This is a genomic window from Arthrobacter sp. UYCo732, from assembly GCF_040547265.1.
Lineage (GTDB): Bacteria > Actinomycetota > Actinomycetes > Actinomycetales > Micrococcaceae > Arthrobacter.
Genome location: NZ_JBEPPJ010000013.1, coordinates 1 through 24,985 on the forward strand (window position 1 = coordinate 1; position 24,985 = coordinate 24,985).

The 24,985-nt window shown below is 65.5% G+C and carries 24 protein-coding genes and 4 pseudogenes; 14 read left to right on the forward strand and 14 right to left on the reverse strand.

What is annotated here, in order from left to right:
• Positions 1-206: 206 nt before the first annotated feature.
• The 4 genes from ABIB45_RS15335 to ABIB45_RS15350 all read right to left on the reverse strand — a co-directional run bounded on the left by ABIB45_RS15335 (position 207) and on the right by ABIB45_RS15350 (position 3,582).
• A complete protein-coding gene (locus ABIB45_RS15335) occupies positions 207-1,418 on the reverse strand; it encodes a YhjD/YihY/BrkB family envelope integrity protein (RefSeq protein ID WP_354216707.1) in 1,212 nt (403 codons plus the stop codon).
• 93 nt (positions 1,419-1,511) lie between these two features.
• Positions 1,512-2,120, reverse strand: coding sequence for a DUF3618 domain-containing protein (locus ABIB45_RS15340; protein ID WP_354216708.1), 609 nt, complete (start codon positions 2,118-2,120; stop codon positions 1,512-1,514).
• On the reverse strand, positions 2,117-2,548 hold the full coding sequence (locus ABIB45_RS15345) for a phage holin family protein (protein WP_354216709.1): 432 nt from the start codon (positions 2,546-2,548) through the stop codon (positions 2,117-2,119). Before ABIB45_RS15345 ends, ABIB45_RS15340 begins: the two co-directional genes overlap by 4 nt.
• Positions 2,548-3,582 carry a hypothetical protein gene (locus tag ABIB45_RS15350; protein WP_354216710.1) on the reverse strand — a complete coding sequence of 345 codons (1,035 nt, stop codon included), beginning with the start codon at positions 3,580-3,582 and terminating at the stop codon, positions 2,548-2,550. Before ABIB45_RS15350 ends, ABIB45_RS15345 begins: the two co-directional genes overlap by 1 nt.
• A gap of 192 nt (positions 3,583-3,774) precedes the next feature.
• On the opposite strand from ABIB45_RS15350, the gene ABIB45_RS15355 reads away from it, so the two are divergent.
• Entirely contained in the window at positions 3,775-4,464 is a 690-nt protein-coding gene (locus ABIB45_RS15355) for a hypothetical protein (RefSeq protein WP_354216711.1), read from the forward strand.
• Positions 4,465-4,594: 130 nt separating this feature from the next.
• On the forward strand, positions 4,595-5,548 hold the full coding sequence (locus ABIB45_RS15360; protein ID WP_354216712.1) for a spermidine synthase: 954 nt from the start codon (positions 4,595-4,597) through the stop codon (positions 5,546-5,548).
• A gap of 8 nt (positions 5,549-5,556) precedes the next feature.
• Here the strand turns inward: ABIB45_RS15360 and ABIB45_RS15365 are convergent, their stop codons facing one another.
• Complete coding sequence (locus ABIB45_RS15365) at positions 5,557-6,468, reverse strand: LysR family transcriptional regulator (RefSeq protein WP_354216797.1); 912 nt, start codon at positions 6,466-6,468, stop codon at positions 5,557-5,559.
• Between the two features lie 131 nt (positions 6,469-6,599).
• On the opposite strand from ABIB45_RS15365, the gene ABIB45_RS15370 reads away from it, so the two are divergent.
• Together ABIB45_RS15370 and ABIB45_RS15375 are read left to right on the forward strand one after the other, a co-directional pair.
• Positions 6,600-7,982: an MFS transporter gene (locus ABIB45_RS15370; RefSeq protein ID WP_354216713.1), complete on the forward strand. Its 1,383-nt coding sequence runs from the start codon at positions 6,600-6,602 to the stop codon at positions 7,980-7,982.
• A gap of 70 nt (positions 7,983-8,052) precedes the next feature.
• A complete protein-coding gene (locus tag ABIB45_RS15375) occupies positions 8,053-8,802 on the forward strand; it encodes a 3-hydroxybutyrate dehydrogenase (protein ID WP_354216714.1) in 750 nt (249 codons plus the stop codon).
• 98 nt (positions 8,803-8,900) lie between these two features.
• Here the strand turns inward: ABIB45_RS15375 and ABIB45_RS15380 are convergent, their stop codons facing one another.
• Together ABIB45_RS15380 and ABIB45_RS15385 are read right to left on the reverse strand one after the other, a co-directional pair.
• Complete coding sequence (locus ABIB45_RS15380) at positions 8,901-9,164, reverse strand: hypothetical protein (RefSeq protein WP_354216715.1); 264 nt, start codon at positions 9,162-9,164, stop codon at positions 8,901-8,903.
• A gap of 224 nt (positions 9,165-9,388) precedes the next feature.
• A pseudogene (locus ABIB45_RS15385) lies at positions 9,389-9,661 on the reverse strand (winged helix-turn-helix transcriptional regulator); the annotation flags it as partial.
• Between the two features lie 2 nt (positions 9,662-9,663).
• Between ABIB45_RS15385 and ABIB45_RS15395 the strand changes: the two are divergent.
• Positions 9,664-10,339 (forward strand): annotated as a pseudogene (locus ABIB45_RS15395) (NAD(P)H-binding protein).
• Between the two features lie 105 nt (positions 10,340-10,444).
• On the opposite strand, the gene ABIB45_RS15400 reads toward ABIB45_RS15395, so the two are convergent.
• Positions 10,445-11,929: an amino acid permease gene (locus tag ABIB45_RS15400; protein WP_354216717.1), complete on the reverse strand. Its 1,485-nt coding sequence runs from the start codon at positions 11,927-11,929 to the stop codon at positions 10,445-10,447.
• 240 nt (positions 11,930-12,169) lie between these two features.
• Here ABIB45_RS15400 and ABIB45_RS15405 point away from each other — a divergent pair, with 240 nt between their 5' ends.
• From ABIB45_RS15405 to ABIB45_RS15420, 4 genes are all read left to right on the forward strand, one after another.
• On the forward strand, positions 12,170-12,325 hold the full coding sequence (locus tag ABIB45_RS15405) for a hypothetical protein (RefSeq protein WP_354216718.1): 156 nt from the start codon (positions 12,170-12,172) through the stop codon (positions 12,323-12,325).
• Positions 12,319-12,552, forward strand: coding sequence for a helix-turn-helix transcriptional regulator (locus ABIB45_RS15410; RefSeq protein ID WP_354216719.1), 234 nt, complete (start codon positions 12,319-12,321; stop codon positions 12,550-12,552). Before ABIB45_RS15405 ends, ABIB45_RS15410 begins: the two co-directional genes overlap by 7 nt.
• Positions 12,549-13,520 carry an NAD(P)-dependent alcohol dehydrogenase gene (locus ABIB45_RS15415; protein WP_354216720.1) on the forward strand — a complete coding sequence of 324 codons (972 nt, stop codon included), beginning with the start codon at positions 12,549-12,551 and terminating at the stop codon, positions 13,518-13,520. The genes ABIB45_RS15410 and ABIB45_RS15415 overlap by 4 nt, the downstream gene beginning before the upstream one ends.
• Positions 13,521-13,873: 353 nt before the next feature.
• A complete protein-coding gene (locus tag ABIB45_RS15420; RefSeq protein ID WP_502914537.1) occupies positions 13,874-15,292 on the forward strand; it encodes an HNH endonuclease signature motif containing protein in 1,419 nt (472 codons plus the stop codon).
• A gap of 21 nt (positions 15,293-15,313) precedes the next feature.
• Here ABIB45_RS15420 and ABIB45_RS15425 read toward each other — a convergent pair.
• A pseudogene (locus ABIB45_RS15425) lies at positions 15,314-15,759 on the reverse strand (mycothiol transferase).
• Between the two features lie 139 nt (positions 15,760-15,898).
• Here ABIB45_RS15425 and ABIB45_RS15430 point away from each other — a divergent pair.
• The 4 genes and pseudogenes from ABIB45_RS15430 (at position 15,899) to ABIB45_RS15445 (ending at position 20,663) form a co-directional block, all read left to right on the forward strand.
• Positions 15,899-16,675 carry an IclR family transcriptional regulator gene (locus tag ABIB45_RS15430; RefSeq protein ID WP_354216800.1) on the forward strand — a complete coding sequence of 259 codons (777 nt, stop codon included), beginning with the start codon at positions 15,899-15,901 and terminating at the stop codon, positions 16,673-16,675.
• Positions 16,676-16,962: 287 nt separating this feature from the next.
• Entirely contained in the window at positions 16,963-18,681 is a 1,719-nt protein-coding gene (gene hutU, locus ABIB45_RS15435) for a urocanate hydratase (protein WP_354216721.1), read from the forward strand.
• Between the two features lie 9 nt (positions 18,682-18,690).
• Positions 18,691-20,267: pseudogene (gene hutH / locus ABIB45_RS15440) on the forward strand (histidine ammonia-lyase).
• A gap of 159 nt (positions 20,268-20,426) precedes the next feature.
• On the forward strand, positions 20,427-20,663 hold the full coding sequence (locus tag ABIB45_RS15445; RefSeq protein WP_354216722.1) for a hypothetical protein: 237 nt from the start codon (positions 20,427-20,429) through the stop codon (positions 20,661-20,663).
• A 74-nt stretch (positions 20,664-20,737) separates the two neighbouring features.
• Here the strand turns inward: ABIB45_RS15445 and ABIB45_RS15450 are convergent, their stop codons facing one another.
• The 5 genes from ABIB45_RS15450 to ABIB45_RS15470 form a co-directional block, all read right to left on the reverse strand.
• Positions 20,738-20,995 (reverse strand): hypothetical protein, encoded by a 258-nt coding sequence (locus tag ABIB45_RS15450; protein WP_354216723.1) that lies wholly within the window; start codon positions 20,993-20,995, stop codon positions 20,738-20,740.
• A gap of 188 nt (positions 20,996-21,183) precedes the next feature.
• Positions 21,184-21,564: a universal stress protein gene (locus tag ABIB45_RS15455; protein WP_354216724.1), complete on the reverse strand. Its 381-nt coding sequence runs from the start codon at positions 21,562-21,564 to the stop codon at positions 21,184-21,186.
• A 69-nt stretch (positions 21,565-21,633) separates the two neighbouring features.
• Positions 21,634-23,241, reverse strand: coding sequence for a tripartite tricarboxylate transporter permease (locus ABIB45_RS15460; RefSeq protein WP_354216726.1), 1,608 nt, complete (start codon positions 23,239-23,241; stop codon positions 21,634-21,636).
• Positions 23,241-23,753: a tripartite tricarboxylate transporter TctB family protein gene (locus ABIB45_RS15465; RefSeq protein WP_354216727.1), complete on the reverse strand. Its 513-nt coding sequence runs from the start codon at positions 23,751-23,753 to the stop codon at positions 23,241-23,243. The genes ABIB45_RS15460 and ABIB45_RS15465 overlap by 1 nt, the downstream gene beginning before the upstream one ends.
• Positions 23,750-24,760, reverse strand: coding sequence for a Bug family tripartite tricarboxylate transporter substrate binding protein (locus tag ABIB45_RS15470; RefSeq protein ID WP_354216728.1), 1,011 nt, complete (start codon positions 24,758-24,760; stop codon positions 23,750-23,752). Before ABIB45_RS15470 ends, ABIB45_RS15465 begins: the two co-directional genes overlap by 4 nt.
• Here ABIB45_RS15470 and ABIB45_RS15475 point away from each other — a divergent pair.
• Positions 24,759-24,947 (forward strand): hypothetical protein, encoded by a 189-nt coding sequence (locus tag ABIB45_RS15475; RefSeq protein WP_354216729.1) that lies wholly within the window; start codon positions 24,759-24,761, stop codon positions 24,945-24,947. The genes ABIB45_RS15470 and ABIB45_RS15475 overlap by 2 nt on opposite strands.
• Positions 24,948-24,985: the final 38 nt, after the last annotated feature.

Sequence of the window (24,985 nt, forward strand, 5' to 3'; positions counted from 1 at the left end):
AATGGACGACTCGGCAGGGCCGAACCCGTGACCACAGAACGGTCTGCCCAACCTCCCGCGAACCTTGTATCCTCAGCCTTAGCTGGAACCTCCACGCCTACAAATGTGGCTCTACCGCGTAAACCACCGGTCCCGCGCGGCAACCCACGAATCTATCTGAACCGGAGGTTCCAGCCCGGGACCGGGGGTCTGCCCCTTCATATTGTCTAGCGGTCCTCCCGCCCAGGGTCCCTCCTGGAGACGCGATCCCGAACCTTATCCCGGACCCTGTCCCGGTGCCGTTCCCGGCCTTCGCCCTCGGACCGGTCCTGGTGGTCGTCCCGGCCTGAGGTGGAATCTTCCGTGTCCCCACCATCCTGTGGATTGTGCTTTTCGCGCAGTTCGCGGCCGTGCTTGATGTCTTCTTCTTCCTGCTTCTGCAGCTTCTCGCTCTTTTTGGTGTCCCGCGGCGGCAACTGGATGGTTTCTTCAGCCTCGATGCCGGCCTGGAGTTGCCGGCCGCGCTCCATCTCGGCGTCGAACTCCGCGCCGAAGAGCAGCGACATGTTCAGGATCCAGAGCCAGAGCAGCATAACGATCACCCCGCCCAAGGCCCCGTAGGTCTTGTTGTAATTGCCGAAGTTAGCAACGTAGAAGCCGAACCCGAGTGAAGCCAGCAGGAAGATGACCAGGGCTATTCCGGATCCGAGGCTCATCCATTTGAACTTTGGTTGCTTGACGTTAGGCGTGGCGTAGTAGAGCACCGCGATGACGGCAATCATGAGCGCCACCATCACCGGCCACTTGGCGATTTCCCAGACTGCGAGGAACGCACCGCCCAGGCCGATGAGTCCGCCGACTGCCTCTGCCACGGGCCCGCTGAGCACCAGCATGCCCGCGAGGAGGGCAATGATGACTACTGCCAGCAACGTGACGGCCAGCATGGTCCCACGCAGCTTCACGAACGGGCGGCCCTCATCGACCTCGTAGATGCGGTTCATTGCCCGGCCGAAAGCGCCCACGTACCCTGAGGCGGACCAGAGCGCTGTTGCCATGCCAATGAACAGAGTCAACCCTGCCGCAGGTGCGTTAGCCAGCTCCGCAACCGGGCCGGTGACAGTATTCACCGTCTCAGCAGGGGCGAATCCCCGCACGATCTCCAGTAGGGCCGTGGTAGTTTTCGCCGGATCCCCGAAAAGACCGATGAGGGAAACGAGCGCGAGCATTGCGGGAAACAAGGACAGCACAGCGTAATACGTCAGGGCAGCAGCGAGGTCCGGGCACTGGTCCTTGCTGAACTCCCGCAGAGTTTTTTTGGTGATGTACTTCCAGGACGGCTTGGTGACATCGGTAGGGCTGTCCGGTTTCCGGGAGTCGTCCGGCGCCGGTGCTTGGCCGGCCTTGGCGGTACTGGTTTCGGACGAGTCTTGAGCGGCCATGGGGTGTCCTCTCGGATTGTCATTTGAAAGGCCGGCCCACCCGGGGAGGCGGACCGGCCTGACTGTGATACTGCGGGCGGTTACTCCCGCCGGTCAGGTGTTTTGGACATTGTCCTTGGCATCGGTGGCGCGGTCTTTTACGTCGGCCGCAGCCGCCTGGCCTTCGGCTTTGACGTTCTCGGCGGCGTCTGTGGCGGTGGCCTTAACGTTTTCCATGGCTTCCCGGGCGGGATCCTTCAGCCCTTCGGCCATGTCCTTGGCAGCTTCGGTCAGTTCCGTAGTGAGAGGTTCGGCGGCGGTTCTGAGGGCGTCCGCCGCTTCGCGTTCCTTCTCGCTGGCCGGGATCAGGGACGACAGGAGCAGTCCGGCGCCGAACGCGATAAAACCTGCGGCCATCGGATTCCCCTGGGTCTTGGCCTTCACCTGATGCGGCGCGTCACTGATTGCCTCGCGGGCATCGGTCAGCGCGTTGCCCGCGCTGTCGGTGCGTGCATGAACGCCGCTGTGGACGCGGGTGGTAGCGTCGTCGGCTGCTCCCATGACTTTCTCCTTCACTCCGAACACGGCCTCGCGTACCTTGTCAGTCTGGCGGTGGACGATGTTGGACGGTGACACCTTGTTCGCCACGGCGTCCACGTTGGTGCCCAGCCGGGCGCGGGTTGCTTCAATGTCAGAACGGATGTCGTCCGGGTTGTCGCTCATCGTTTTACCTCACCGGGTTTTAGGGTTGGGGGAATTTCCTGGAGTGTTTCTGCGGTCTGGGGCAGGCCCTTGACAGCTTTGAGTTCCTTCCGGCCGATGGAGGCCAGGACGGCGGCGATGATGCCCCAGATCACGGCTACTACGACGGCGGACCAGCCCAGTCCCATCAGTTCACCCAGGGCATACCAGAGGGCGATTGAGAGGAACAGCAGGACGAAGTGGCCAGCGACGCCGGCGCCGGCGAGCATGCCGCCGCCTTTGCCTGCTTTGCTGGCCGACTCCTTAAGTTCGGCCTTGGCGAGCTCCACTTCCTGGCGCATCAAGGTGGAAAGGTCACGCGTCACGTCACCGAGCAGATCACCCAGCGACGTATTGTCCGCCTTCACGTGTGCCGCCGAGGGGGGAGATTCCGGAATTTGACTGCTCATCACAGCCTGCCAGTCTGGCCGTCCGCGGAGCGGTCCCGGGTCAAGGCGTCGTTGGCCATTGGATCGTCGGCCAGTTCACGTTCGCCCAACGGATCGTCAGCCAGGCGGTTGCGCGGCCACGTCTCGTCCGCGAGCTGGGGGCTGTCCAAGGAACTGGCGGGGCTGTAAGGGTCACTGTAGCTGCTGCCCGGTGCGCCGCCGTCGAACCCTGCCGTGGTGGTGGCCGTACCGGGCAGATCCACCGGCGGAGGCGGGACAGTGCCCCCGGCCGCCGGTGCGTAGGCGCCGCTGGACGGCGTGTAGCCGCCCGGGCCGGCGCCGTACTGACTGCCGGTGCCGTACTGCCCGGTTGCATCGTATTGGCCGCTTGCCCTGCCCGTGGTGGAGTCCGGCGCGCCTGCGCTGAGGCTGCGGGTGAGCCGCCCGGCGAGGACGCCGGCCCCGGCGGCGAGGAGCAGGAAGGTTCCGGGGCGCTGCCTGGCGAAGCTCTTGACTTCGTTCAGGAGCGATCCGGGATCGCGGCCGTCCAGCCACGCAGCGACGGAGGAAGAACGTTCAGCGGCCTGGCGGACCAGGTCGGTAGCCACTCCGGGCTGGTCTGAGGCCTGCGCCATGGCGTGGAGCTCGTCCGAAACTGACCGGAGGCCATTTGCTACCTTCTGCTGCTGCGCGCCAGCCTGATCGGTGAGGTCGCTGCGGGCCTGGTAGAGCAGATCCTTGGCATTGGCCTTCGCTTCGGATGCGACGTTGGCCGCCTCGGTCTTGGCGGTCTCAGCCACGTTTTGTGCCGAATCCGCTGCGGTCCGCGCAACGTCTGCCGTTTCATCCTTGGCGGTATCTGTGCGGGACCCGCCGAGGCCGCCGCCGGTCTTCGGTACTGAGGTTGTGGGCGGGGTTACGGCTGCACCCGTTGCTGCAGTTGTGGGAAACGTGCTGGCGCGGCGTTCCCCTGTGAAGCTGGATTCTTCTGTGGAGCCCGGAATGCTTGGAGGAGCCGTGAATGTCGAGTCCTCGGGCCTTTGGTTCTCTGTCATCTTCGCTCTCTCTTTCCAAAGAAGGCCGGTTGCTGATCAAGAACCAGCCGTGCTAGCCGTAAAATAGTAAGCATGGTTACTAACAGAACGTAAGTACCCTTAGTGGTTGACTTTTAAACGGTTACCGATATCAGCGGATCCAGGCGCCGGTTTTCCGGCGGATCGGAGTCCGGTCGCAGCAAAAAGAAAGTGGTGGGTAGCTTGGACATTGCACCGTGGCTTTGGGTGATTGTTGGCCTTGTTGTTGTGGTCTTGCTGGTCGTGTTCCTGGTGACGGGCCGTCGCCGCCGCGCACTTGAGCAGAAAAGGGACGAATCGAACCGCGAAAAGGCCGCCGAAATGCGCCGGAAGGCGGAGCAGGTGGAGCTCGATGCACGTGAGAACGAAGCCAGGGCCAGCCGCGCCCGCGCCGACGCGGAGCAGGCACAGGTAGACGCCGCACGGCTGAAGCATGAAGCCGAGCAGAAGGCGGGCGACGCTCGATCCCTCCGTGACGATGCGGCCAGGCAGGCCGAGAAGGCCAACGCGATAGACCCGGATGTCCGCCAGGATGAGGACCAGAATCTGAGTCGGGACCGCGACCGGGGCCGCGGCCATTCGAGCCAGGATGTCGGCCAGGATTCAGTTACTGGTATGCGCCGCGCCGAATCCAGCGTCAATTCCCATGACGTTCACGCCGCCGACGCCCGCGGCGACGACCTTCGCCCCCGGGACGCCCGGTCCGGTGAAATGCCGCCCGTTGATGCGCAGTCCCGCGGCGATATCAGTGGCGACAGCGACCCCTACGAGAATGCCGGTGACGGCGCAGAATCTGCCCAGGCCGAGGATCTCCGGAGGCGCCGCGAGCGTGCCGAACGCGACACGCCGCGCTCCGGAATTTGAGCAGGACTGTGTTTCCCGGGCCGCCGACCGGCTGGTGCGCTGGCGGGCCGGTCGGTCAGCCGGTTGCACCGGCCAGCCGATTTGGGCTGAACAACTAGGCTTGGACCATGACTGAAGCGGCAAACGGGTAATGGCGAAACGCGGCAAGTCAGGCGGCAGGAGCAGCCAGCGTCCGACGGCGGGCGTCGTCGAAGTGCCCAAGGGCACCCGCCCGGACGGCCCCGTGGAAGGCGTCTACTACATCGATACCGGTGACTGCGAGCTGATCGCCGACCAGGACAACTCCAATGGCTGGCTGCTCAAGATCAACGGCGTGATGAGCTCCCACATCGACCTCGCCGATCCGCTGTTCCTCGACTTCGAGTACATGCGCTGGATGGCGGCGCTGATCGAATCCCGCTGGCCTGCCAAGGCCACGTCAGGCGGTTCCAAAGCAGGGGCACCCGAAAAGCTGCGCGGGCTGCACCTGGGCGGCGGTGCCTGTTCCCTGGCCCGTTACTTCCACGCTGCCTACCCGGACGCGCGCCAAGTGGTGGTGGAGCTGGACGGCAAGCTGGCCGAGTATGTTCGCGGCTGGTTCGCCCTTCCCAAGGCTCCGCTGCTTCGCCTTCGCGTAGGGGAGGCCCGCGAGGTCACCGAGACGCTCACGCCGGACACCCGCGACTTCATCATCCGCGACGTTTTCGCCGGTTCACTGACCCCGCGGGCGCTCACCACCGCCGAGTTCACCGGGCACATCAGACGCGTCCTCGCGCCCGGCGGCATCTATGTGGTCAACTCCGGCGACGCCCCGGATCTCAAAAACGCCCGCGAAGACGCCGCCACCATCGCGGCCGCCTTCGAGTACGCCGTCATCATCGCCGATCCCGCCATGCTCAAGGGCCGCCGCTACGGAAACATGGTGATGGCAGGCAGCGACACCCCGCTCGACGGCGACCCCCAGCTGGCCCGCCGGCTCCTGGGCGGCGCGGTTCCCGCCCACATCTGGAACGACGCTCAGGTCCGCGCCTTCGCTACCGGGTCCCCGGTGCGCCACGACCCGATCCCGGTGGTTGAGCTTGTCGGAACCCCGCCCGGTGGTTGAGCCGGGGCTCACCCACCGGATTTCCTTCCCCTTCCCAGCAGGTACTCCCGGTGCGCCACCGTCTGCTCCCTGAGCACCTGCACTACGGCGGCCACTGCGGGGCGGCGCATCGAATCCGGCCGCAGCACCATCCAGTAGGGGAGCAGCTCGGCGAATTCGTCGGGGAGAAGACGGACCAGGTCCTCATGCAGGTCGCCCATAAAGCAGGGCAGGAATCCGATGCCAGCGCCCGCACGGGTGGCTTCCACGTGGACGAACACGTTGGTGGAGGTGAGGCCGTCCCGCATGGCCGGCACCAGCCGCCGCGGGGCGTCGAGGTCGTCCACCTGCAGCATTGAATCCACGAAGTACACGAGCGGGTGCTCCGTCAGTTCCGCCACGCTGGCGGGGGTTCCATGCTCGGCAAGGTAGGCACGCGAGGCGTACATCCCCAGCATGTACTCGCCCAGCCGGATGGCTTCGGCCCGGTGGACCTGCGGTTCGCCCACCACCACCTCGATGTCCAGGCCCGAGCGCTGCTGCAGCGCCCGCCGGGTCATGGTCACCACCTCGACGCTAAGCCCGGGGTGGTCCCGGCGCAGCCGCGCCACGGCCGGTGCCGCGATGTAGGCGCTGAAGCCGTCAGTCGCCGTCATGCGTACGACGCCGGCAATCGGGTCGGGTGCCCTGCCTGCCGGTCCCAGCGCACTCACCGCCGCCTCCACCTGTTCCGCCACCCGCACGGCCTGCGTGCCAAGCTCCGTAAGTTCCCAGCCGCCGGCCGCCCGGGCCAGGACCCGTCCGCCCAGCGTCTTCTCCAGCGCCGCTATCCGGCGTGACACGGTGGTGTGGTTCAGGCCCAAAGCTTGGGCCGCCGTCGTAAATCTGGCGGAGCGGGACACCGCGAGGAGGACCAACAGGTCATCTGGATTGGCATACATATCTGCAATTGTGCACATGGAGGGGTGCTGGATTGGTTATTGTACGCCCATGTTTGTGCAGTAATACTCAGTAGACCCATTAGTGCTGTGGACCACAGCGCGTGTCAAAGTGGACACTAAGGAGAAACCTCATGAGCGTAGAGCAGCGCTCGGCAAACAATGCCTCCGGACCCGCAGCCAAGGGATCCGGCCTCAAAAAGATCGTGGCCGCCTCAATGGTGGGCACCGTGGTGGAATGGTACGAATTCTTCCTCTACGCCACCGCCGCAACACTCGTCTTCGGGAAGTACTTCTTCCCCGCCACCGGCAACGAGCTGGACGGCATCATTCAGGCGTTCATCACCTATGCCGTGGGCTTTGTGGCCCGCCCGCTCGGCGGAATCGTGTTCGGCCAGATCGGCGACAAACTGGGCCGCAAGCCCACCCTGCAGCTGACCATCGTGATCGTTGGCGTCGCGACGTTCCTGATGGGCTGCCTCCCGGGTTTCGCTGACATCGGCTACTTGGCCCCGGCGCTGCTCGTAACCCTCCGCTTCATACAGGGCTTTGCGCTCGGCGGTGAGTGGGGCGGAGCGGTTCTGCTGGTGGCTGAGCACAGCCCCAACAATGCCCGCGGCTTCTGGTCCAGCTGGCCCCAGGCCGCGGTGCCGGTGGGCAACCTCCTCGCCACGCTGGTGCTGTTCGTCATGTCCACCACCCTGAGCCCCGAGGCGTTCCTCGGGTGGGGCTGGCGCGTCGCGTTCTGGCTCTCTGCCGTAATCGTCTTCGTTGGCTACTACATCCGCACCCATGTCACCGAGGCGCCCATCTTCCTCGAGGCCAAAGCCCTCGTGGAGAAGGAACAGGCCGTCAGCTACGGCGTCTTCGAAGTAGTCCGCAAATACCCCAAGGGCATCCTGCAAGCCATGGGCCTCCGCTTCGCCGAGAACATCATGTACTACCTGGTGGTCAGCTTCGCGATCGTCTACCTCAAGAGCGTGCACAAGTACGACACGTCCTCACTCCTGCTGGCGCTGCTGATCGCCCACGTCATCCACTTCCTGATCATTCCGCAGATCGGACGCCTGGTGGACAGCTGGGGACGCAAGCCCGTCTACCTCATCGGTGCCATCACCGGTGCGGCATGGCCGTTCTTCGCCTTCCCCATGTTCGATACCCGCAATGCTGTGGTGATCGTCCTGGCCGTGACCATCGGCCTCTGCCTGCACGCGTTTATGTACGCCGGCCAGCCCGCCATCATGGCCGAGCTCTTCCCCACCCGGATGCGCTACTCGGGCGTTTCGCTGGGCTCGCAGGTTACATCCATCTTCGCCGGTTCGCTGGCTCCGCTGCTGGCCACCCAGTGGCTCAAGGACACCGGTTCCTGGGTCCCCACGGCTATCTACCTGGTGGTGGCCTGCGCCATCACCACGGTTGCGGTGCTGAGCCTGAAGGAGACCAAGGGCATCGCCCTGGAGGATGTGGACAAGGCCGACGCCGCCCGCGAGGGTCTGGTCCCGGCCAGCGGCCGCTGAGCGGCTTGAACAGCTAAGGCTTGAGCAGCTAAGCGGTTAGGACAGGTACACGAACGGAATGGGAACTGCAATGGAGAACAGTTTAAACGGCCGCAAGGCGCTGGTCACGGGCGGCGCCAGCGGAATCGGCGCCGCGTGTGTGCGGGAGCTCGCCGCCCGGGGCGCGAAGGTGGTGGTTGCCGACGTCGACGCCGCCGGCGCTGCCGCACTCGCTGACGCGGTGGGTGGCACTTCCTGGGCCGTTGACCTGCTGGACGTGGACAAACTCGGCACCCTGAGACTGGACTGCGACATCCTGGTGAACAACGCCGGAATCCAGCGCATCAGCCCCCTCGAGGAGTTCGATCCCGCGGATTTCCGCCGGATCATCGCACTCATGCTGGAAGCGCCGTTCCTCCTGATCCGGGCCGCCCTGCCGCACATGTACGCCAATGGGTTCGGCCGCATCATCAACCTGTCCTCGGTGCACGGAATCCGTGCTTCCCCGTTCAAGGGCGCGTACGTATCAGCCAAGCACGGCCTGGAAGGGCTGAGCAAGGTGACGGCGCTTGAGGGCGGGGAACACGGTGTCACCTCCAACTGCGTCAACCCCGGCTATGTCCGTACGCCGCTGGTGGAGAAGCAGATCGCCGACCAGGCCATGGTCCACGGGATCCCTGAATCCGAGGTGCTGGCCAAGGTCATGCTCACCGAATCAGCCATCAAACGCCTGGTGGAACCGGCCGAGGTGGCGTCCCTGGTGGCCTGGCTGGCGTCCGATCACGCCGGCATGGTCACCGGGGCCAGCTACACCATGGACGGCGGCTGGTCAGCGCGCTGACCCCGCCCCCGCTGCCCCCGCCCCCGCTGCCCCCCAAAGGTTTTTGTCCAGATATCGCGCGCAAAACACCCTTTAATCCGCGGTATCTGGACAAAAACTCAATCCTGCGGCCTCAGGTGGCGGTGGTCGTAAAAGAAGACTCCCGCCGCAGCGCCGACTTCCACAGACGGACCACGGTGGGACACAACGATCCCCTCGTTCCGGCCGTTGAACGGATCGTCTCCCACCACGGCATCGCCCACCCGGTAGGGGGACCTCGGGCCGAACGCCGCGAGTACCCGGCTCCAGGCACGGGCGACGAGCGTGGAAAGTTTTACCGGCCGGCCCATGCTGGCCAAGTCCTGTACATGTGCTTTCACCATAAGAACCACTCCTTGAAGCAGCGTGAAGCCGCTCACTGGCGGTGCGGTTGCCGGAACGCTCCCAGCAGAGGATGGTCCTCCAATTCCTGGCTGGCACCTTACAGATACGGTAGACGCTATTCCCACCAGTCACACCAGTAACATGTACTCGCTTTTCCGGCCGCCTCTACTTAGTCATTGTGTGGCGTTCTACGGACCGCGGGCCTCCCGCCTTGCGGGCTGAGTCAGCGCTTTCCGCCCAGGATTTCGTGGGCGTTGTTGTAAGTCCAGGCGACCAGCGGCACCAGCAGGGCGGTCAGTTCAGTGCCTCGGGCCGTCAGGCTGTAGTCCACCCGCGGCGGAATGACCGGCTGCGCCTTCCGCAGCACCAGGCCGACACTCTCCACTGTTTTCAGGGTCTGCGCCAGCATTTTCTCGCTGATGCCTTCCGCCCGGCGCCGGAGTTCGCTCCACCGCTGCTCACCCTCCGAGAGAGCCAGCAGGATGAGAACTCCCCACTATCACCGGGGCGACCGGACAGCTTGGCCGCCACGTCGTTGAGGCGCTGCTGCAGCGCAACGTCCCTGCCGCTGAGATCGTCGCCGCGGGCCGCTCCATCGAGAAGCTGGCCAACTTCGCAGCGCGCGGTGTGCAGGTCAGGGCGATGGACTACACGGACGCCGCATGAGCACCAGGCAACCGAAGCCATCCTGGCGGACTCCGGAGTTCCGTTCGCCATCCTCCGCAACGGCTGGTACCTCGAAAACTACACCGAGCAACTGCAGGGAACGCTGGCCCAGGGCGCCCTCGCCGGCAGTGCCGGTGAAGGCAAAGTCAGCGCAGCATCCCGCCAGGACTACGCCGAGGCTGCTGCGGCCGTGCTGATTGCCGAGGACCAGGCCGGCAAGGTCTACGAGCTTGGCGGGGACCATGCCTTTACGCTCACCGAACTGGCCCACGAAATCAGCACCGCGGCGAACAGGCCCGTGGCTTACCAGGATCTGCCGGCCAGCGACCATGCCGGACTGCTGGCCGGATTCGGCGTTCCGCAGCCCTTCGCCGACATCCTGGCTGACTGCGACCTGGGCATCGCCCGTGGCGACCTGCACGTCACCGGCTCCTCCCTCCGCGAGCTGATCGGCCGGCCCACCACGCCAATGTCCGACTCGGTCCGGTCGGCCCTCGCCACCGTCTGACCCTCAACGCTCTATCACTCTCCTCACGAGAGTGATACAGCGTTCGGATTTAACCAGCATCAAGTGATAGAGCGTCGGGAGTCGCTATGACCTGGACGCCGTTTGTTACCGGGCGGACTCAACCACCGGCATCGGTGAGGTCTCGTCCACCAGTTCGGTCCGGCGTCGTCCGTTCCCCTTGACCCACAGCCGGTAGGCGAGCACCAGGAGCCCCAGCCACACGGCGCCCACATAGAGGGCCACTCGGGTGTCCTCGAAGGCGCCCAGGATGGCGATGACCAGTGCCATGAACGCGATGGTCAAGATGGAGGCCGCCGGCCACCACGGCGACGGGAAGTCCGACGCCGGCAGGCCGTTCCGCGCGATCTCTCGCTTCATGGCCACGTGGGACGCCAGGATCATGACCCATACCCAGACCGTGGCGAAGGTGGCGATCGAGGCGATCAGGATAAAGACGTCCTCGGGAATGACCGCGTTCAGGACCACCCCCACCAGCAGGATGCCGGCCATCATCACCACGGTCATCCAGGGGACACCATGGCGGGAAACCCTGCCGAACACTGCCGGCGCGTGACCCTGGCCGGAGAGGCCGAACAGTATGCGGCCGGCGCCGAAGATGTCGCTGTTGATGGCAGAGAGGGCTGCGGTGATCACCACGGCGTTGAGGATGTGCGGTGCCGCCGGGATGCCCAGGCCGCTGAAGATCTGCACGAAGGGGCTGCCGTTGGTGCCGATCTCGTTCCACGGGAAGAGGCTCATCAGGACGCCGAGGGTCAGGACGTAGAACAGCAGGACCCGGACGGGCACCGTGTTGACGGCCTTGGGGATGACCTTTTTGGGATCCGTGGCTTCGCCCGCGGTGATGCCGAGCGTTTCGATCCCGCCAAAGGCGAACATCACCACGGCGAAGGAAGCCAGCAGCCCCTCGAAGCCGTGCGGGAACATCCCGCCGTGCTCTACGAGGTTGCCCAGCCCCGGCGCCACGCTGGAACCGCCGGCCTGGAAGCCAAATGCAATGATGGCCGCGCCGCCGACGATCATGGCGATGATGGCCGCCACCTTGATCAGCGAAAACCAGAACTCCAGCTCGCCAAACACCTTCACGCTCAGCAGGTTCAATGCGGCCAGGAAGAAAATGATGGCCAGGATCCAGATCCAGCGGTCCACCTGGGGAAACCAGAAGCCCATATAGATACTGAAGGCTGTGACGTCGGCGATGGCCACAATTGCCATTTCGAAAACGTAGGTCCAGCCGGTCACGAATCCTGCCAGCGGCCCGAGGTAACGGCTGGCGTACTGGCCGAAGGAGCCGGAAACGGGGTGCCGGACGGCCAGCTCGCCGAGTGCCCGCATCACCATAAATACGGCCGCCCCACCGATGATGTAGGCGAGCAGGACAGCCGGGCCGGCCTTCTGGATGGCGGAGGCCGAGCCGTAGAACAGCCCGGTGCCAATGGCCGAGCCGAGTGCCATAAAGCGGATGTGCCGGACATTCAGTCCCCGGTTCAGGACGCGTCCGACGGCGGCGCCCGGTGTGGTCGTTTCGGCTGGGCTTGCGTCCTGGCTGGCGGCGCTTGGTGCTTGCTGCATACAAATACCTTCTCGTCATTGGGAGGGGGATCGCTAACCAGCAGACCATTTTGGCGCCCGACGTGATGAGCCTCATGGGAGCTTGGTGTCTTCGATCTCAGACTGGCCCGGATGGTGCGTGCTTTTCGTACTGGCATCGTCCAAACCCTTGACACCATGTCAGCTATTCTTTACTTTTGAGATGTTAGCTTTGTTTTACATTTGGTGCTGTTTGCGATGTCAGTTACGACAGGAGCAGAAATGTCCTTCGAAGAGAAGAGTGCGTGGATCATGGGACTAGCCGAATGGCAACACTTTTGGATCGCAAACGTCATCTATCTGGCTTTTGCGCCGTCCGCGATCCTGGGTTCCGCGGCCAAGATCGTCGCCTATCGCCAGGGTTTCCGGCCGTGGTGAAGTCAACGCGCGTCACCAATTCCATCCGCCGGCTGCGGTTCGAACGCGGGGAAATGACCCAGGCCGAACTTGCCGAGCGCGTGGGGGTCACCCGCCAGACCGTCATCGCCATCGAGCAAGGCCGGTATTCCCCATCGCTGGAGAGGGCCTTCCAGATCGCCCAGGTCCTCAGCGTGCCGCTCGAGGACGTCTTCCAGTACCCGCACCATGAAGGAGAAGCATCATGAAAGCTATCGTGCAGGACGTTTACGGGGACGCTGACGTGCTCAAGCTGCGGGACATTCCGCAGCCGGTACCCGGCAACGGCGAGGTGCTCATCAACGTCCGGGCGGCGGGCGTCGACCAGGGCGTATGGCACCTGATGGCCGGGCAACCGTACCTGATCCGGCTCTTCGGTTTCGGGCTGAGGAAGCCCAAGGTGCCGGTCCGGGGCAGGGAGGTGGCAGGCGTCGTCGTCGAAGTTGGCGCCGGCGTAACCCGCTTGCAGCCCGGCGACGAGGTGTTCGGCACCTGCGAGGGGTCCTTTGCCGAATACGTCTGCGCGAAGGAGGCACTGCTGGCCTGTAAGCCCGCCAACCTGACGTTCGAGGAAACCGCGGCCGCCCCTGTCTCCGCTGTCACTGCGCTGCAGGCCGTTCGCGACGCCGGCCAGGTGACGGCAGGCCAGAAGGTGCTGGTCATCGGCGCGGGTGGGGGAGTGGGGTCCTTCGCCGTGCAGGTCGCCAAGTCCTTCCGAGCGAACGTTACGGGCGTCTGCAGCACGGGCAAAGTCGACCTGGTTCGGTCGCTGGGCGCCGATCAGGTCATCGATTACACCAGGGAACATTTCGACGGCGCAGGCGTTCTGTACGACGTCATCATCGATACCGCCGGCAATCGGTCCCTCTCGGTTCTCCGGCGCGCGCTTGGACCAGACGGGACGCTGGTGATCGTCGGGGGCGAAGGCGGCGGGAAAGTGACCGGCGGTTTTGAGCGCTCGATGGCCGCGCCGCTGGCATCCCTGTTTTCCGGCCAGAAATTCAAAGGGCTCGTCTCGAAGGAGAACCACAAGGACCTTGAAACGCTGACAAGGCTCTTTGAAGACGGCGCCGTGAAACCTGCCGTGGACAAGGTGTACCCGCTGTCGGAAGCCCCTGGCGCCGTTGCCTACCTGCGGGAGGGGCTGGCGCGCGGCAAGGTGGTTGTCAGGATCTGAGCGTGGCCAGGTTATCCACATAGGCACGAGTGCACGGTGCTTTGGCCTGAGCCGCGCAGGATGCTGGAGGTATGGAAAGCCGAGCAGTGTGGGAAGCCGAAAAAGCGAAAAGCCATGGAGGCAATCTCCTGGACGCTCTACGCTCTAGGGCGGAGAATCGCCGCCGAGACCTGCCCGGCGACTTCGTATGGGTCCCATGTTGATGCGGTCGCACGGAGAGGCGTGGTCTTGGCGCTTCTTGCCGAAGTCGCCCGGGTGAAAGCAAAGCTCGCTGCCTTGACGGCCAAAGCCGCCGCAGGATATCCAGAGCCGCCATCCTCTGCCCGGTCATTGTCAGTGCCTCGCAGGCTGATATGACCATGGACAACACGGCAGCTGCAGAGGTTCTGGAGGCCATCGCGGCCTCCGCCGCCGGGTTGGCCGGTGTGCTCCGCGGGACTGCCGTTGTCTCGGCGGCCCAGCCGTCCGTGGGGGACGGGGACCTGCTGCGCCAGCAGGCAGAAGCGTGCCTGACCGTCCTGTCCGGAACTGCCGGGATGGAGGCCATGATGGCTGCCGTGAAGGTCCATGCCGCCAACGGTTATGACCATGCCGCGCAGGCGGTTTCAGGCCCTGTGGCGTCCCCGGGAGAGCAGACCGCCCAGGACAGGGGCATCCTGGCCGAAGTCGCCTGCGCCCTGACCGTGAGCGAACGCACGGCGAACGCGCTGCTGGCCGAAGCACATGAATTAACCACCGCGCTGCCGCTGACGCTGGCCGCCCTGGAAGCAGGGTCGATTTCGTGGCAGCACGCCCGGATCGTTGTTGACGAAACGGCCAATCTGGATCCCGCCGGCACGGCGGCGTTGGAAGCACACTTCCTGGATCCGGACGCACCCAACCCGGCGCGGGGCGGCCCGGCCTGGCTCTCCGCCTACCTCCCAGCCGGTCAGGCAGCCGGAATCCGGACCCGAACCACCGCCGCGGCCCGCACCCTGCAGGGCCCAACGGAGTCCAGGACCCTCACCCGGCTCCGGGCGGACATCGCCGCGGCCTGGCTGCTGGGCGGGGAAGCTGATGCCATCCCGTCGCCGAAGGCACAAGTCCTGGTGACCGTTCCGGTGTTCGCGCTCATGAGCCTGACCGACGAGCCCGCCATGCTTGATGGGTACGGGCCCATCCCCCCGTCCATGGCCCGCGCCCTCGTCGCCGGCGGGGCCGATTCATTCCATCGCGTCCTGACCGACCCGCGGGACGGCGCACCTCTGGAAATTGGCCGGGACAGCTACCGGATCCCCACAGCAATGCGCCGGTGGCTCCGGCTCCGGGACGGCAAATGCCCCTTCCCTGGCTGCCACAACCAATCCCTGGACAACGAAGCGGACCACCTCCTCGCCTGGCATCAGGGCGGCACTACCGGCATAGCAAATCTGGGACAGCCATGCCCCCGGCACCACCGGCTCAAACACACCACAACTTGGAGACCCACACCGGCGAGTCCCACCGAACCACCCGGCTGGATATCGCCCGCCGACCGCCACTACGCCAGCGAGCACCCTGACTGGGAACCAACCATCTGGCCGCAGCAACTGGAAGATCCGGGATTCGGGGCGGCCCTGGAATTGGCGGACCAGGAGAGGACAGGCCAGGAACGGACGGACGAAGAACGCTGCGATGCTCAAGCTGGAGGCGCCCGGACCGAACGTCCGGTGGATTCCCAACCTCCGGTGGGTGACAAGTCCCCACTGGACTGGGTGTCGCCTCTGACCACAGGGATGCACTCAGTCACCTAAGCGATGTCCTGGGCCCCACCCCTACCGCGGACGAGCCGCATGTGTCCGCGGTACTCGGCCGCCGCCAAGCCGCCGCCAAGCCGCCGCCAAGCCGCCGCCAAGCCGCGCCAGGTGGTGCGCCCGCTCGGCAACCATATGGACCAGGATCTGATGCAGGGTGACATGCCGCCGGTCCTCGGGCCACCACGGCACCATACCGGCGGCATCAACCGGGAGTGCCCCGATGGTGGCATCGCTGTGTGCCGGGCGAACCGGTGCAGCTCAACGATGTCTTCCCGGCTCTCGTCGGCCGTTACCCAAAGGTTGGCGTCCGGGGCCGCGCCGTCGTCGTACCACGGGAGATGCCGGCCGCTGGGGCGGCCGAAGACCTCGCCGAAGTAGCCCAGCTCCACACTGGTTACGTGCTCCCCAACCAGCCGCCGTAACGTGCAGAATAGTCTCGTATACCGGACACCGGGACAGACCACTTGGTGCCGTGGAGCATAGTTCGGGGCGCAAGCTTAAGTACGGCATCCCGGACTTCCGGGGGCGACGGGACAACCCCCGGCGTAACCCCTGACAACCGGCGACACATCGGAGGACACAGTGGCAGGCCCTGTAGCAAAGATGGCGTCCAAGGTCCCCGCTGCCGAGAACACCCTTCGTATCCTCAAACTGTTGGCCTCGAAGCGCGGGCCGATGGCGGCGTCGAGCATTGCCACGTCCCTGGGTCTGCCCCGTTCCAGCGTCTACCACCTTCTGGGTGTGATGGAGGCAAACGGCTTTGTCCTCCACCTGCACGAGGAACAGCGGTACGGGCTCGGCATCAGCGCCTTCGAACTGAGCTCGGCCTATTCGCGCCAGGAGCCGCTGTCCCGCTTGGGCCGGCCGCTGCTTGCCTCGCTGGTGGACGTGATCGGCGAGAGCGCGCACCTGGCCGTCCTCCACGGCCGGGACGTGCTGTACATCGTCGAGGAGCGGGCCAAGAACCGCCCATCCCTGGTGACCGACGTCGGCGTCCGGCTCCCCAGCCACCTCACCGCCAGCGGCCGGGCCATCCTCGCTGCGCTGCCGAAGTCGCAGGTCAGGGCGCTGTACCCCAACGCCGCAGCCTTCAGTGCCCGGCATGAGGTGGAAGGCGCAATCATGAAGTACTCGGCGCTGTCCTCCCACCTCGACCAGGTCCGGCAGCGCGGCTATGCCACCGAACATGGTGAAGTGACGCCCGGTTTTGGGTCCATCGCGGCGGCCGTCACCGATCACGTCGGATGGCCTACCGCGGCCGTCGCCGTCACGTTCCTGGAGGACAAACTGCCGGCAGACCAGTGGCCCGCGTTCGCCGCCCGGGTGCAAAAGGTGGCCGACGAGCTCTCCGTCCGCATCCACGGCCGTCCTTCGACTTAGAGCCATTCGGCCCGGTGGCAAGCCGGCTGTCGGGTTTTGCCCAATCAATCCGTCGAGCGGCTGCGGTAGGCCCGGCAACTCGGGGCCCGCACGGTGGCCTCGGCGAATGGTGACGCAGAATCCGACACGTCCGCGCAGGGCCGGTCCCATGGTCCGTGAAACGCTCGGCCGACGGGTCTGGAATCCCGGACAGTGCTGTCCCGAAGGCCCTGTCTGCCCGGTCCCGGAGGGGCTTTAGTTGATACAGAACCACTTCCGCTCAGCACGAACACACGAAGGAGCCCCCCATGGCACCCGCCGATTTCACCACCGGTGCCCGCCCGGTCAAAGCTGCCCGCGGCATCGAGCTCACCGCCAAGAGCTGGCAGACGGAAGCCCCGTTGCGCATGCTCATGAACAACCTGGACCCCGAGGTGGCCGAGCGGCCCGATGACCTGGTGGTCTACGGCGGCACCGGCCGCGCGGTCCGGTCCTGGGCCGCGTTCGACGCCATCACCCGCACCCTGGAAACCATGGAAAAGGACGAGACCCTGCTGGTCCAGTCCGGCAAGCCCGTGGGTGTTTTCCGCACCAACGAGTGGGCGCCGCGGGTCCTGCTGGCCAACTCGAACCTCGTGGGCGACTGGGCGAACTGGCCCGAATTCCGCCGGCTCGAGGCCGAGGGCCTGATGATGTACGGCCAGATGACAGCGGGGTCGTGGATCTACATCGGCACCCAGGGCATCCTGCAGGGCACCTTCGAGACCTTCGCCGCGGTCGCCCGCAAACTCACCGGCGACGAGAACGGCACCCTCGCCGGGACCCTGACCCTCACCGGCGGCTGCGGCGGTATGGGCGGCGCCCAGCCGCTCGCCGTCACCCTGAACGATGGCGCCTGCCTGATTGTCGACGTCGACGAAAGTCACCTGCGCCGCCGCGCAGGCAAGCGCTACCTCGACGAGGTGGAAACAGACCTCGACACCGCCATCGCCAAAGTGCAGCAGGCCAAGCAAGAGCGCCGCGGCTGGTCCGTGGGCTACGTGGGCAACGCCGCCGAAGTGGTCCCGGAGCTCCTGCGCCGCCACAAGGCCGGCGCGCTCACCGTGGACATCGTCACGGACCAGACCTCCGCCCACGATCCGCTGAGCTACCTGCCCGAGGGCATCTCCGTGGCCGAATGGCACCGCGAGGCCGCCGCGGACCCGGAAGGCTTCACCAAGAAGTCCCAGGCCTCGATGGCCAGGCACGTCCAGGCCATGGTCGAGTTCCAGGACGCCGGCGCCGAAGTGTTCGACTACGGCAACTCCATCCGCGACGAAGCCCGCAAGGGCGGCTACGACCGCGCCTTCGAGTTCCCCGGCTTCGTCCCGGCCTACATCCGCCCGCTGTTCTGCGAAGGACTAGGCCCCTTCCGCTGGGTTGCCCTCTCCGGCGACCCCGAGGACATCGCCGTCACGGACAAAGCCATCAAGGAACTCTTCCCCGAGAACAAGCACCTGCACAAGTGGATCGACGCCGCGCAGGAACGGGTCGAGTTCGAAGGGCTCCCGGCCCGCATCTGCTGGCTGGGCTACGGCGAACGCGCCAAGGCCGGCCTGCTGTTCAACCAGCTGGTCAAGGAGGGCAAGGTCAAAGCGCCCATCGTGATCGGCCGTGACCACCTGGACTCCGGCTCCGTCGCATCCCCGTACCGCGAAACCGAGGCCATGGCCGACGGGTCCGACGCCATCGCCGACTGGCCGCTGCTCAACGCCCTGCTCAACACCGCCTCCGGTGCCACCTGGGTCTCCATCCACCACGGCGGCGGCGTGGGCATCGGCCGCTCCATCCACGCCGGCCAGGTCTCCGTCGCCGACGGCACCGACCTCGCCGCCCGGAAACTCGAACGCCTCCTCACCAACGACCCCGGCATGGGCGTCATCCGCCACGCCGACGCCGGCTACGACCGCGCCGTCGAGGTCGCTAAAGAGCGCGGCGTCCGCATCCCGATGCAGGAGTCGGCAGACTCCCCAGAAGCAAAGAAGTAGGAACACCCAATGACACTTACAACCCACGAACCGCTCACCGTCACCCTCGGCTCCAGCGGCGTCACGCCCGAGGACGTCGTCGCCGTCGCCCGCCACACCGCCAGGGTGACCATCGCCCCGGACGCGCTGGACAACGTGGCCAAGATCCGCGCGCATATCGACAGACTGGCGCACAGCGAGACGCCGGCCTACGGCATCTCCACGGGCTTCGGCGCGCTGGCCAACCGCCACATACCCAACGAGCTGCGCACCCAGCTGCAGAAGTCCCTCATCCGCAGCCACGCCGCCGGCATGGGACCCGCCGTGGAGCGCGAGGTGGTGCGCGGCATCATGTTCCTGCGCGCCAAGACCCTCGCCTCCGGCCGGTGGTCCTGCAGACCATGGTGGAGGTCCTCAACGCCGGCATCACTCCGGTGGTCCGCGAGTTCGGTTCGCTCGGCTGCTCCGGCGACCTCGCCCCGCTGTCGCACTGCGCCCTGGTGCTCATGGGTGAGGGTGAAGCGGAAGGGCCCGACGGCGTGACTTACGGCGCGCGCGGTGAACAGCCCGTCGCCGTACTGCTCGCCGAACACGGCATCGCGCCGGTCACCCTCGCCGAAAAGGAGGGCCTGGCGCTGGTCAATGGCACCGAGGGCATGCTGGGCATGCTCCTGATGGCCATCGCAGACATCCGCCGGCTGCTCACGACGGCGGACATCACCGCTGCGATGAGCGTCGAGGCGCTGCTCGGTACAGACCAGGTCTTCCTGCCGGAGCTGCACGCGGCCCTGCGTCCGCACCCGGGGCAGGCCGCGTCCGCGGACAACATGCTGCGCGTGCTCTCCGACTCGCCCATCGTGGCCTCGCACCGGGTGGGAGATTCGAAAGTCCAGGACGCCTACTCGCTGCGCTGCGCACCCCAGGTTTCAGGCGCTGTCCGGGACACCGTGGACTACGCCGCGCTGGTGGCTTCCCGCGAACTGGCCGCAGCCATCGACAACCCGGTGGTCCTGCCCGACGGGCGCGTCAGCTCCAACGGCAACTTCCATGGCGCCCCCGTAGCCTACGTGCTCGACTTCCTGGCCATCGCCGTGGCCGACCTGAGTTCCATCGCCGAGCGCCGCACGGACCGGATGCTCGACCCGGCCCGGTCCCACGGCCTGCCTGCCTTCCTCGCCTCAGATCCGGGGGTTGATTCGGGCCTCATGATCGCGCAGTACACGCAGGCGGGCCTGGTCTCGGACAACAAGCGGCTGGCCGTCCCGGCGTCGGTGGACTCGATCCCGAGCTCAGCCATGCAGGAGGACCACGTGTCCATGGGCTGGCACGCCGCACGGAAGCTGTGCAAGGCCGTGGAGAACCTCCGCCGCGTCCTGGCAATCGAACTGGTGACGAGCGCCAGGGCGATTGATATCCGCACCCAACTGTCCGGGGGAAAGCTGCTCCCCGGGCCGGCGGGTACTGCCGTTATCGGTGTACTCCGGGGCGTCGTGGACGGCCCCGGCGCCGACCGGTTCCTGTCGCCCGAACTGGAAGCGGCTGACCGCCTGGTTGCCTCGGGAGAGGTGATCGCGGCCGCCGAATCCGCCGTCGGAATTCTTGCTTGAACAGGAATATTCTTCGGTTCTGCCGGCTTTTCGGGCTAATGGTGAAATATGGTGCAACACGCACATTTCTGGATCCGGAAGTGTAGTAGAACTGAAGGTGTAGTGAAAGTCACATCAAAGAGGCTGTGACGGGACGTATACAAAGGGGTAGAAGTTCAAATGAAAGCACGTGGGGCTGTCCTGTCGAGGCGCAACGCTCATTCCGCCACCGTTTCTGACTGGGGAACATTCCAGGCGGGGGACCAGGTGGAAATCATCAAGCACGCCCATGTCATTGCGGCGGGTGAGGTGGAAGAAGTATCGAAGAGCGGGAATGTGTTGTGGCTTGTACCGGCGGGGCCGTCGGAAGAGCAACTCATCCTGAAATCTGACGGTGTGGAGGTTCGCCGGAGCTGACCTTGACCGCAAAAAAGTCCCTGCCACCCGGACTGACCGGGCCGCGGGGACTTTTTGCGTCTAAGAGGGTTGGATCAGGCGGCGATGGCTTCGTAAGTCTCGCCGAAGGGAACTGACTCGTCCAGGGCAACCGTAAAGCGTCCGGGGTGCAGCCGGGTCACCAGGATGCCGCAGGCTGCATCTTTGGCAGTCTCGATCAGGGTGGCAACAGCGTTGTCCAGCCCTTTGTGCATCTCGTGCGGCGTCGAAAACTGCAGGTCGAGGGACCGGGCATCTGAGGCCTCATGGGCCGCAGCGGCGGCCAGGGGGCGTTCCAATGTAGCTGTAGTCATACCTTCAACTATACCGGCGATGCGCCAATATGTCAGATGACTGCTCTTTTTTGCGATTAGATGCCAAAAGTCGAAGCTTGTTCGCAGGACGCCGCCTTGAGGGCGGGCTTAGCGAACAAGCTTCGGCTTGGCGCAGGTGGCGCAGGAAGCCGCGGCCCCAGCCCCCGGTTAGCTGCCTGTTCCAGCTTTCACGCCAACACTGGACAATCAGCCTCGAGCAGGATCCGCTGCGACGTGCTGCCCATAATCAGTTTGCCCACCGGGGTGCGGCGGCGCAGGCCGATCACAATCAGCTCCGCATTGAGCTTCTCGGCAGCGTCCAGGACCTCAGCGGCGGCGTCGTGGCCGCGGACCGGCTGCTTGATGGCATGGTCAATGCCGTGGGAGGCGAGGCGCTCGTCGATGCTTTGCATCTCGTCTTCCTGCGCGTACCGGTTATCCACCAGGGCGTCGCCCTTGGAGGAGTTGATGACCAGCAGTTTGGTGTTGGCTTTCCGGGCCTCCTCGATGGCCTGGGTCAGCGCCGCTTCGCCCTCGGGGGTAGGGACATATCCCACCACGATCGTCATGGTTGCTCCTTCTTGTCTGTGGGCTCGGTGGTGCCGGAGTGGTGCGTGTCCCGGCGGGACGCGATCGAACTAACCATCGCGGTCACCGGCGCTGTCCCCTGCATGCCGGGGCCCGTGGGGGACGCTGCAACGTGCGGCATCGGCCGGCGCGGCGGCGCCGGAGTTCACCGGCAGACCTGCTGGCACTGCCACCGGCCGGTTGCGGCGGATCAGCTTGAACAGCAGCGGCCACAGCAGGATGAGCGCCACCAGGACGTAGATTCCGACGGCGATCGGCTCGCTCCAGAGTCCGGCGGGGTCGCCGGCGCTCAGCTGCAGCGTCTGGCGAAGCTGCTTTTCGAGGCGCGGTCCGAGGATAACGCCCAGGATCAGCGGAAGGACGGGGAGCCCGAAGCGCCGCATCATGAAGCCCAGTGCGCCCAGCACCATTAGGAGCACCAGGTCGAAGGCCTGCAGGTTCACCGAGTACGCGCCCAATGTAGCGAAGAACAGGATGCCCGCGTAAAGGTAGGGCCGAGGCAGCTGCAGGAGCTTCGCCCACATCGGTGCCAGCGGCAGGTTGATGATCAGGAGCAGGAAGTTGCCGATGAAAAGGCTGGCGATGAGCGCCCACACCAGGGGTCCCTGGCTTTCGAACAACTGCGGCCCGGGCTGTATGCCGTACTGCGTGAAGGCAGCCAGCATGACTGCTGCTGTGGCGTTGGTGGGCAGGCCCAGGGCCAGCATGGGGGTCAGCGTGCCGGCAGCCGCAGCGTTGTTGGCTGCTTCCGGACCGGCCACGCCCTCGATGGCGCCATGGCCGAACTCTTCGGGGTGCTTGCTCAGGCGCTTTTCTGTGACGTAGGAAAGGAACGTGGGGATCTCGGCGCCACCGGCCGGAAGTGCGCCGAAGGGGAAACCGAACGCTGTGCCGCGGAGCCATGGCTTCCAGGACCGCTTCCAGTCGGACTTGCCCATCCACGGCTGTCCCACGGGTATGGCATGCAGGGGAGTGCGGCGCAGGTGCGCGGCAACCCAGAGTGCCTCGCCGACGGCAAAGACGGCCACCGCCACCACCACAATGTCCAGGCCATCGGACAGCAGCGGCACGCCGAACGTGAGCCGCGCCTGGCCCGTGACCACGTCAAGGCCCACCAGGCCGATCGCGAGGCCAAGGCCCAGGGAGGCAAAGCCGCGAAGCCGGGAGGAACCGAGGACGGCGGTGACTGCCAGCAGCGAAAGAACCATGATGGCAAAGTAGCTTGGCGCACCCAGGCTGACGGCGAAGTCCACCACGATAGGTGCGCAGACAGCCAGGAGGGCGGTGCCGATGGTGCCGGCCACGAAGGAGCCAATGGCCGCCGTCGCCAGTGCCTGGGCGGCCCTGCCGGCCTTCGCCATCTTGTTGCCTTCGATGGCGGTGACCACGGACGATGACTCACCGGGCGTATTAAGCAGGATGGAGGTGGTGGAGCCGCCGTACATGCCGCCGTAGTAGATGCCGGCGAACATAATGAAGGCGCTGGTGGGTTCCAGGGCGTAGGTGACCGGAAGCAGCAGTGCCACGGTCATGGCCGGGCCGAGGCCGGGGAGGACGCCGACGGCGGTACCCAGGACTACGCCGATTACGGCGTAGAGGAAATTCATGGGGGTCAGGGCGGTGGCAAAGCCGTCCATCAGGGAGGAAAAGACATCCATCAGAGAATCCCTTCCAGGAGACCGGCGGGCAGTGCAATGCCAAGCCCAAGGTAGAAGCCATAAAAGGTCAGGAGGGACATGGCCACAGAGATGAGGCCGTCACGGACGTAGTGACGGCTGCCGAGCGCCCACACGCTGCCCCAGAACAGGACAGTCCCGGAGATCACCCACCCGGCCCAGTCGATCAACAGGATGTTGGCGACGAAGGCCCCCACAAGCGGAAGCACGGTCTTCCAGTCCGCCGGGTGGCTGAGGTCCACGTCCTCACCGCCCTCAACTTCGCCCTGGCCGCCGCGGAAGACGTTGATGGCCAGCAGCAAAGCGCAGACCAGCAGGAGTCCGCCCACGATGAACGGCAGGGTTTTTGGTCCTACGGGATCAGTCCGGGAGTAAGGGGTGACGATCCGGGCCGCGTCCGCGATGACCACGGCCCCGGCCGCTCCGAGCAAGAGGGCTACCCCCAGCTCGGAGCGGCCTTTGAGCTTTGCAGCCAATGTGGTTGAGGAACTCACGCCAAGCCAAGCTTCGTGAGGACGTCCGCCACCCGCTTGTCCTGCTCGGCCAGGAAGGTTTCAAACTTGGCGCCGGTGATGAAGGCGTCGGTCCAGCTGTTCGTCTTCAGGGCCTGCTTCCAGGCGTCAGTGCCGTGCATCTTTTCAAGTGCGCCGATCAGCTTGGCCTTGTCAGCGTCGCTGATGCCCGGAGGCGCCACGATGCCGCGCCAGTTGGTGAACACGAGGTCGATGTTGGATTCCTTGAGCGTGGGGGCGTCAACGCCGTCGAGCCGCTTCTCGCCGCTGGTGGCCAGGACGCGGACCTCGCCGGATTCGATCTGCTTGAGGTACTCGCCGGCGCCGGAGGCGGCGAAACCCACCTTGTTGCCCAGGATGGCCGGGAGAAGGTCTCCGCCGCCGTCGTAGGATACGAAGTTCACCTTGGTGGCGTCGATGCCCATGGCGCCGGCCAGTTGCATCGGCAGCAGGTGGTCCGGGCCGCCCGGGGAGGAGCCGCCGCCAACGCTGATGGAGCCGGGATCAGCCTTCCACGCGGTAACCAGGTCATCGATGGTCTTGTATGGCGAATCCTTGTTGACCATGATGGCGCCGGGCTCTTCGATGAGCCGGGCCAGCGGGGTGGTGGCCGTCAGCTTGGACTCGGACTTGTTGGTGTAGCTCGCGCCCACCACGCCCAGGCCCATCAGCATGGTGAGGTCGCCGTTGCCCTTTTCGTTCACGATGCGGGCCAGGCCCACGGTACCGCCGGCGCCGGCGAGGTTGAAGACTTCGGTGTTGGTGGCAACCCTCTGGTCGTCGAGGACCTTCGCTGCCACGCGGGCTGTGGTGTCATAACCGCCGCCCGGAGTGTTGGGGACCATGATCTGGAGCCCAGTCACCGGGCCGGCGGCGGCACTGGAGCTGGCTCCGTCGGTTGAGCTCTTTCCGGTGGCACCGCAGCCGGTGGCCATCAGGGCGATGCCGGCGGCGACGGCGGCAATTCGCAATGCGCGGATCTGGCGCATGGTGTTCCTCTTCTCTGAAAAACTTCTGGGAAAACGATCAGCAAAACTGACTGGTGATCCGATGCTAGGTGCAGTGGTGACGGGCATCATTCTTGTGTACGCAGAGAAAGTTAAGTTCATTGCGTTCACGGTTCCGGCAGTCATCCGTTCTCCCTCCGGGGCCCAGGAGGGGACAGAGTTCAGGTAGCCTGACCTCCAGAGGGCCCCATCAGAAGAAAGAACCAC

What these genes read in the sequence shown, in the direction of transcription:
- ABIB45_RS15460 (WP_354216726.1), bottom strand. Translation starts at nt 23,241, where the DNA reads ATGGATGTCTTTTCCTCCCTGATGGACGGCTTTGCCACCGCCCTGACC.
- ABIB45_RS15455 (WP_354216724.1), bottom strand. Translation starts at nt 21,564, where the DNA reads ATGACGATCGTGGTGGGATATGTCCCTACCCCCGAGGGCGAAGCGGCG.
- ABIB45_RS15350 (WP_354216710.1), bottom strand. Translation starts at nt 3,582, where the DNA reads ATGACAGAGAACCAAAGGCCCGAGGACTCGACATTCACGGCTCCTCCA.
- ABIB45_RS15475 (WP_354216729.1), top strand. Translation starts at nt 24,759, where the DNA reads ATGGTGTTCCTCTTCTCTGAAAAACTTCTGGGAAAACGATCAGCAAAA.
- ABIB45_RS15375 (WP_354216714.1), top strand. Translation starts at nt 8,053, where the DNA reads ATGGAGAACAGTTTAAACGGCCGCAAGGCGCTGGTCACGGGCGGCGCC.
- ABIB45_RS15470 (WP_354216728.1), bottom strand. Translation starts at nt 24,760, where the DNA reads ATGCGCCAGATCCGCGCATTGCGAATTGCCGCCGTCGCCGCCGGCATC.
- ABIB45_RS15365 (WP_354216797.1), bottom strand. Translation starts at nt 6,468, where the DNA reads ATGTATGCCAATCCAGATGACCTGTTGGTCCTCCTCGCGGTGTCCCGC.
- ABIB45_RS15360 (WP_354216712.1), top strand. Translation starts at nt 4,595, where the DNA reads ATGGCGAAACGCGGCAAGTCAGGCGGCAGGAGCAGCCAGCGTCCGACG.
- ABIB45_RS15335 (WP_354216707.1), bottom strand. Translation starts at nt 1,418, where the DNA reads ATGGCCGCTCAAGACTCGTCCGAAACCAGTACCGCCAAGGCCGGCCAA.
- ABIB45_RS15400 (WP_354216717.1), bottom strand. Translation starts at nt 11,929, where the DNA reads ATGCAGCAAGCACCAAGCGCCGCCAGCCAGGACGCAAGCCCAGCCGAA.
- ABIB45_RS15430 (WP_354216800.1), top strand. Translation starts at nt 15,899, where the DNA reads ATGGCGTCCAAGGTCCCCGCTGCCGAGAACACCCTTCGTATCCTCAAA.
- ABIB45_RS15380 (WP_354216715.1), bottom strand. Translation starts at nt 9,164, where the DNA reads ATGGTGAAAGCACATGTACAGGACTTGGCCAGCATGGGCCGGCCGGTA.
- ABIB45_RS15340 (WP_354216708.1), bottom strand. Translation starts at nt 2,120, where the DNA reads ATGAGCGACAACCCGGACGACATCCGTTCTGACATTGAAGCAACCCGC.
- ABIB45_RS15370 (WP_354216713.1), top strand. Translation starts at nt 6,600, where the DNA reads ATGAGCGTAGAGCAGCGCTCGGCAAACAATGCCTCCGGACCCGCAGCC.
- ABIB45_RS15415 (WP_354216720.1), top strand. Translation starts at nt 12,549, where the DNA reads ATGAAAGCTATCGTGCAGGACGTTTACGGGGACGCTGACGTGCTCAAG.
- ABIB45_RS15450 (WP_354216723.1), bottom strand. Translation starts at nt 20,995, where the DNA reads ATGACTACAGCTACATTGGAACGCCCCCTGGCCGCCGCTGCGGCCCAT.
- ABIB45_RS15420 (WP_502914537.1), top strand. Translation starts at nt 13,874, where the DNA reads ATGACCATGGACAACACGGCAGCTGCAGAGGTTCTGGAGGCCATCGCG.
- hutU (WP_354216721.1), top strand. Translation starts at nt 16,963, where the DNA reads ATGGCACCCGCCGATTTCACCACCGGTGCCCGCCCGGTCAAAGCTGCC.
- ABIB45_RS15405 (WP_354216718.1), top strand. Translation starts at nt 12,170, where the DNA reads ATGTCCTTCGAAGAGAAGAGTGCGTGGATCATGGGACTAGCCGAATGG.
- ABIB45_RS15445 (WP_354216722.1), top strand. Translation starts at nt 20,427, where the DNA reads ATGAAAGCACGTGGGGCTGTCCTGTCGAGGCGCAACGCTCATTCCGCC.
- ABIB45_RS15345 (WP_354216709.1), bottom strand. Translation starts at nt 2,548, where the DNA reads ATGAGCAGTCAAATTCCGGAATCTCCCCCCTCGGCGGCACACGTGAAG.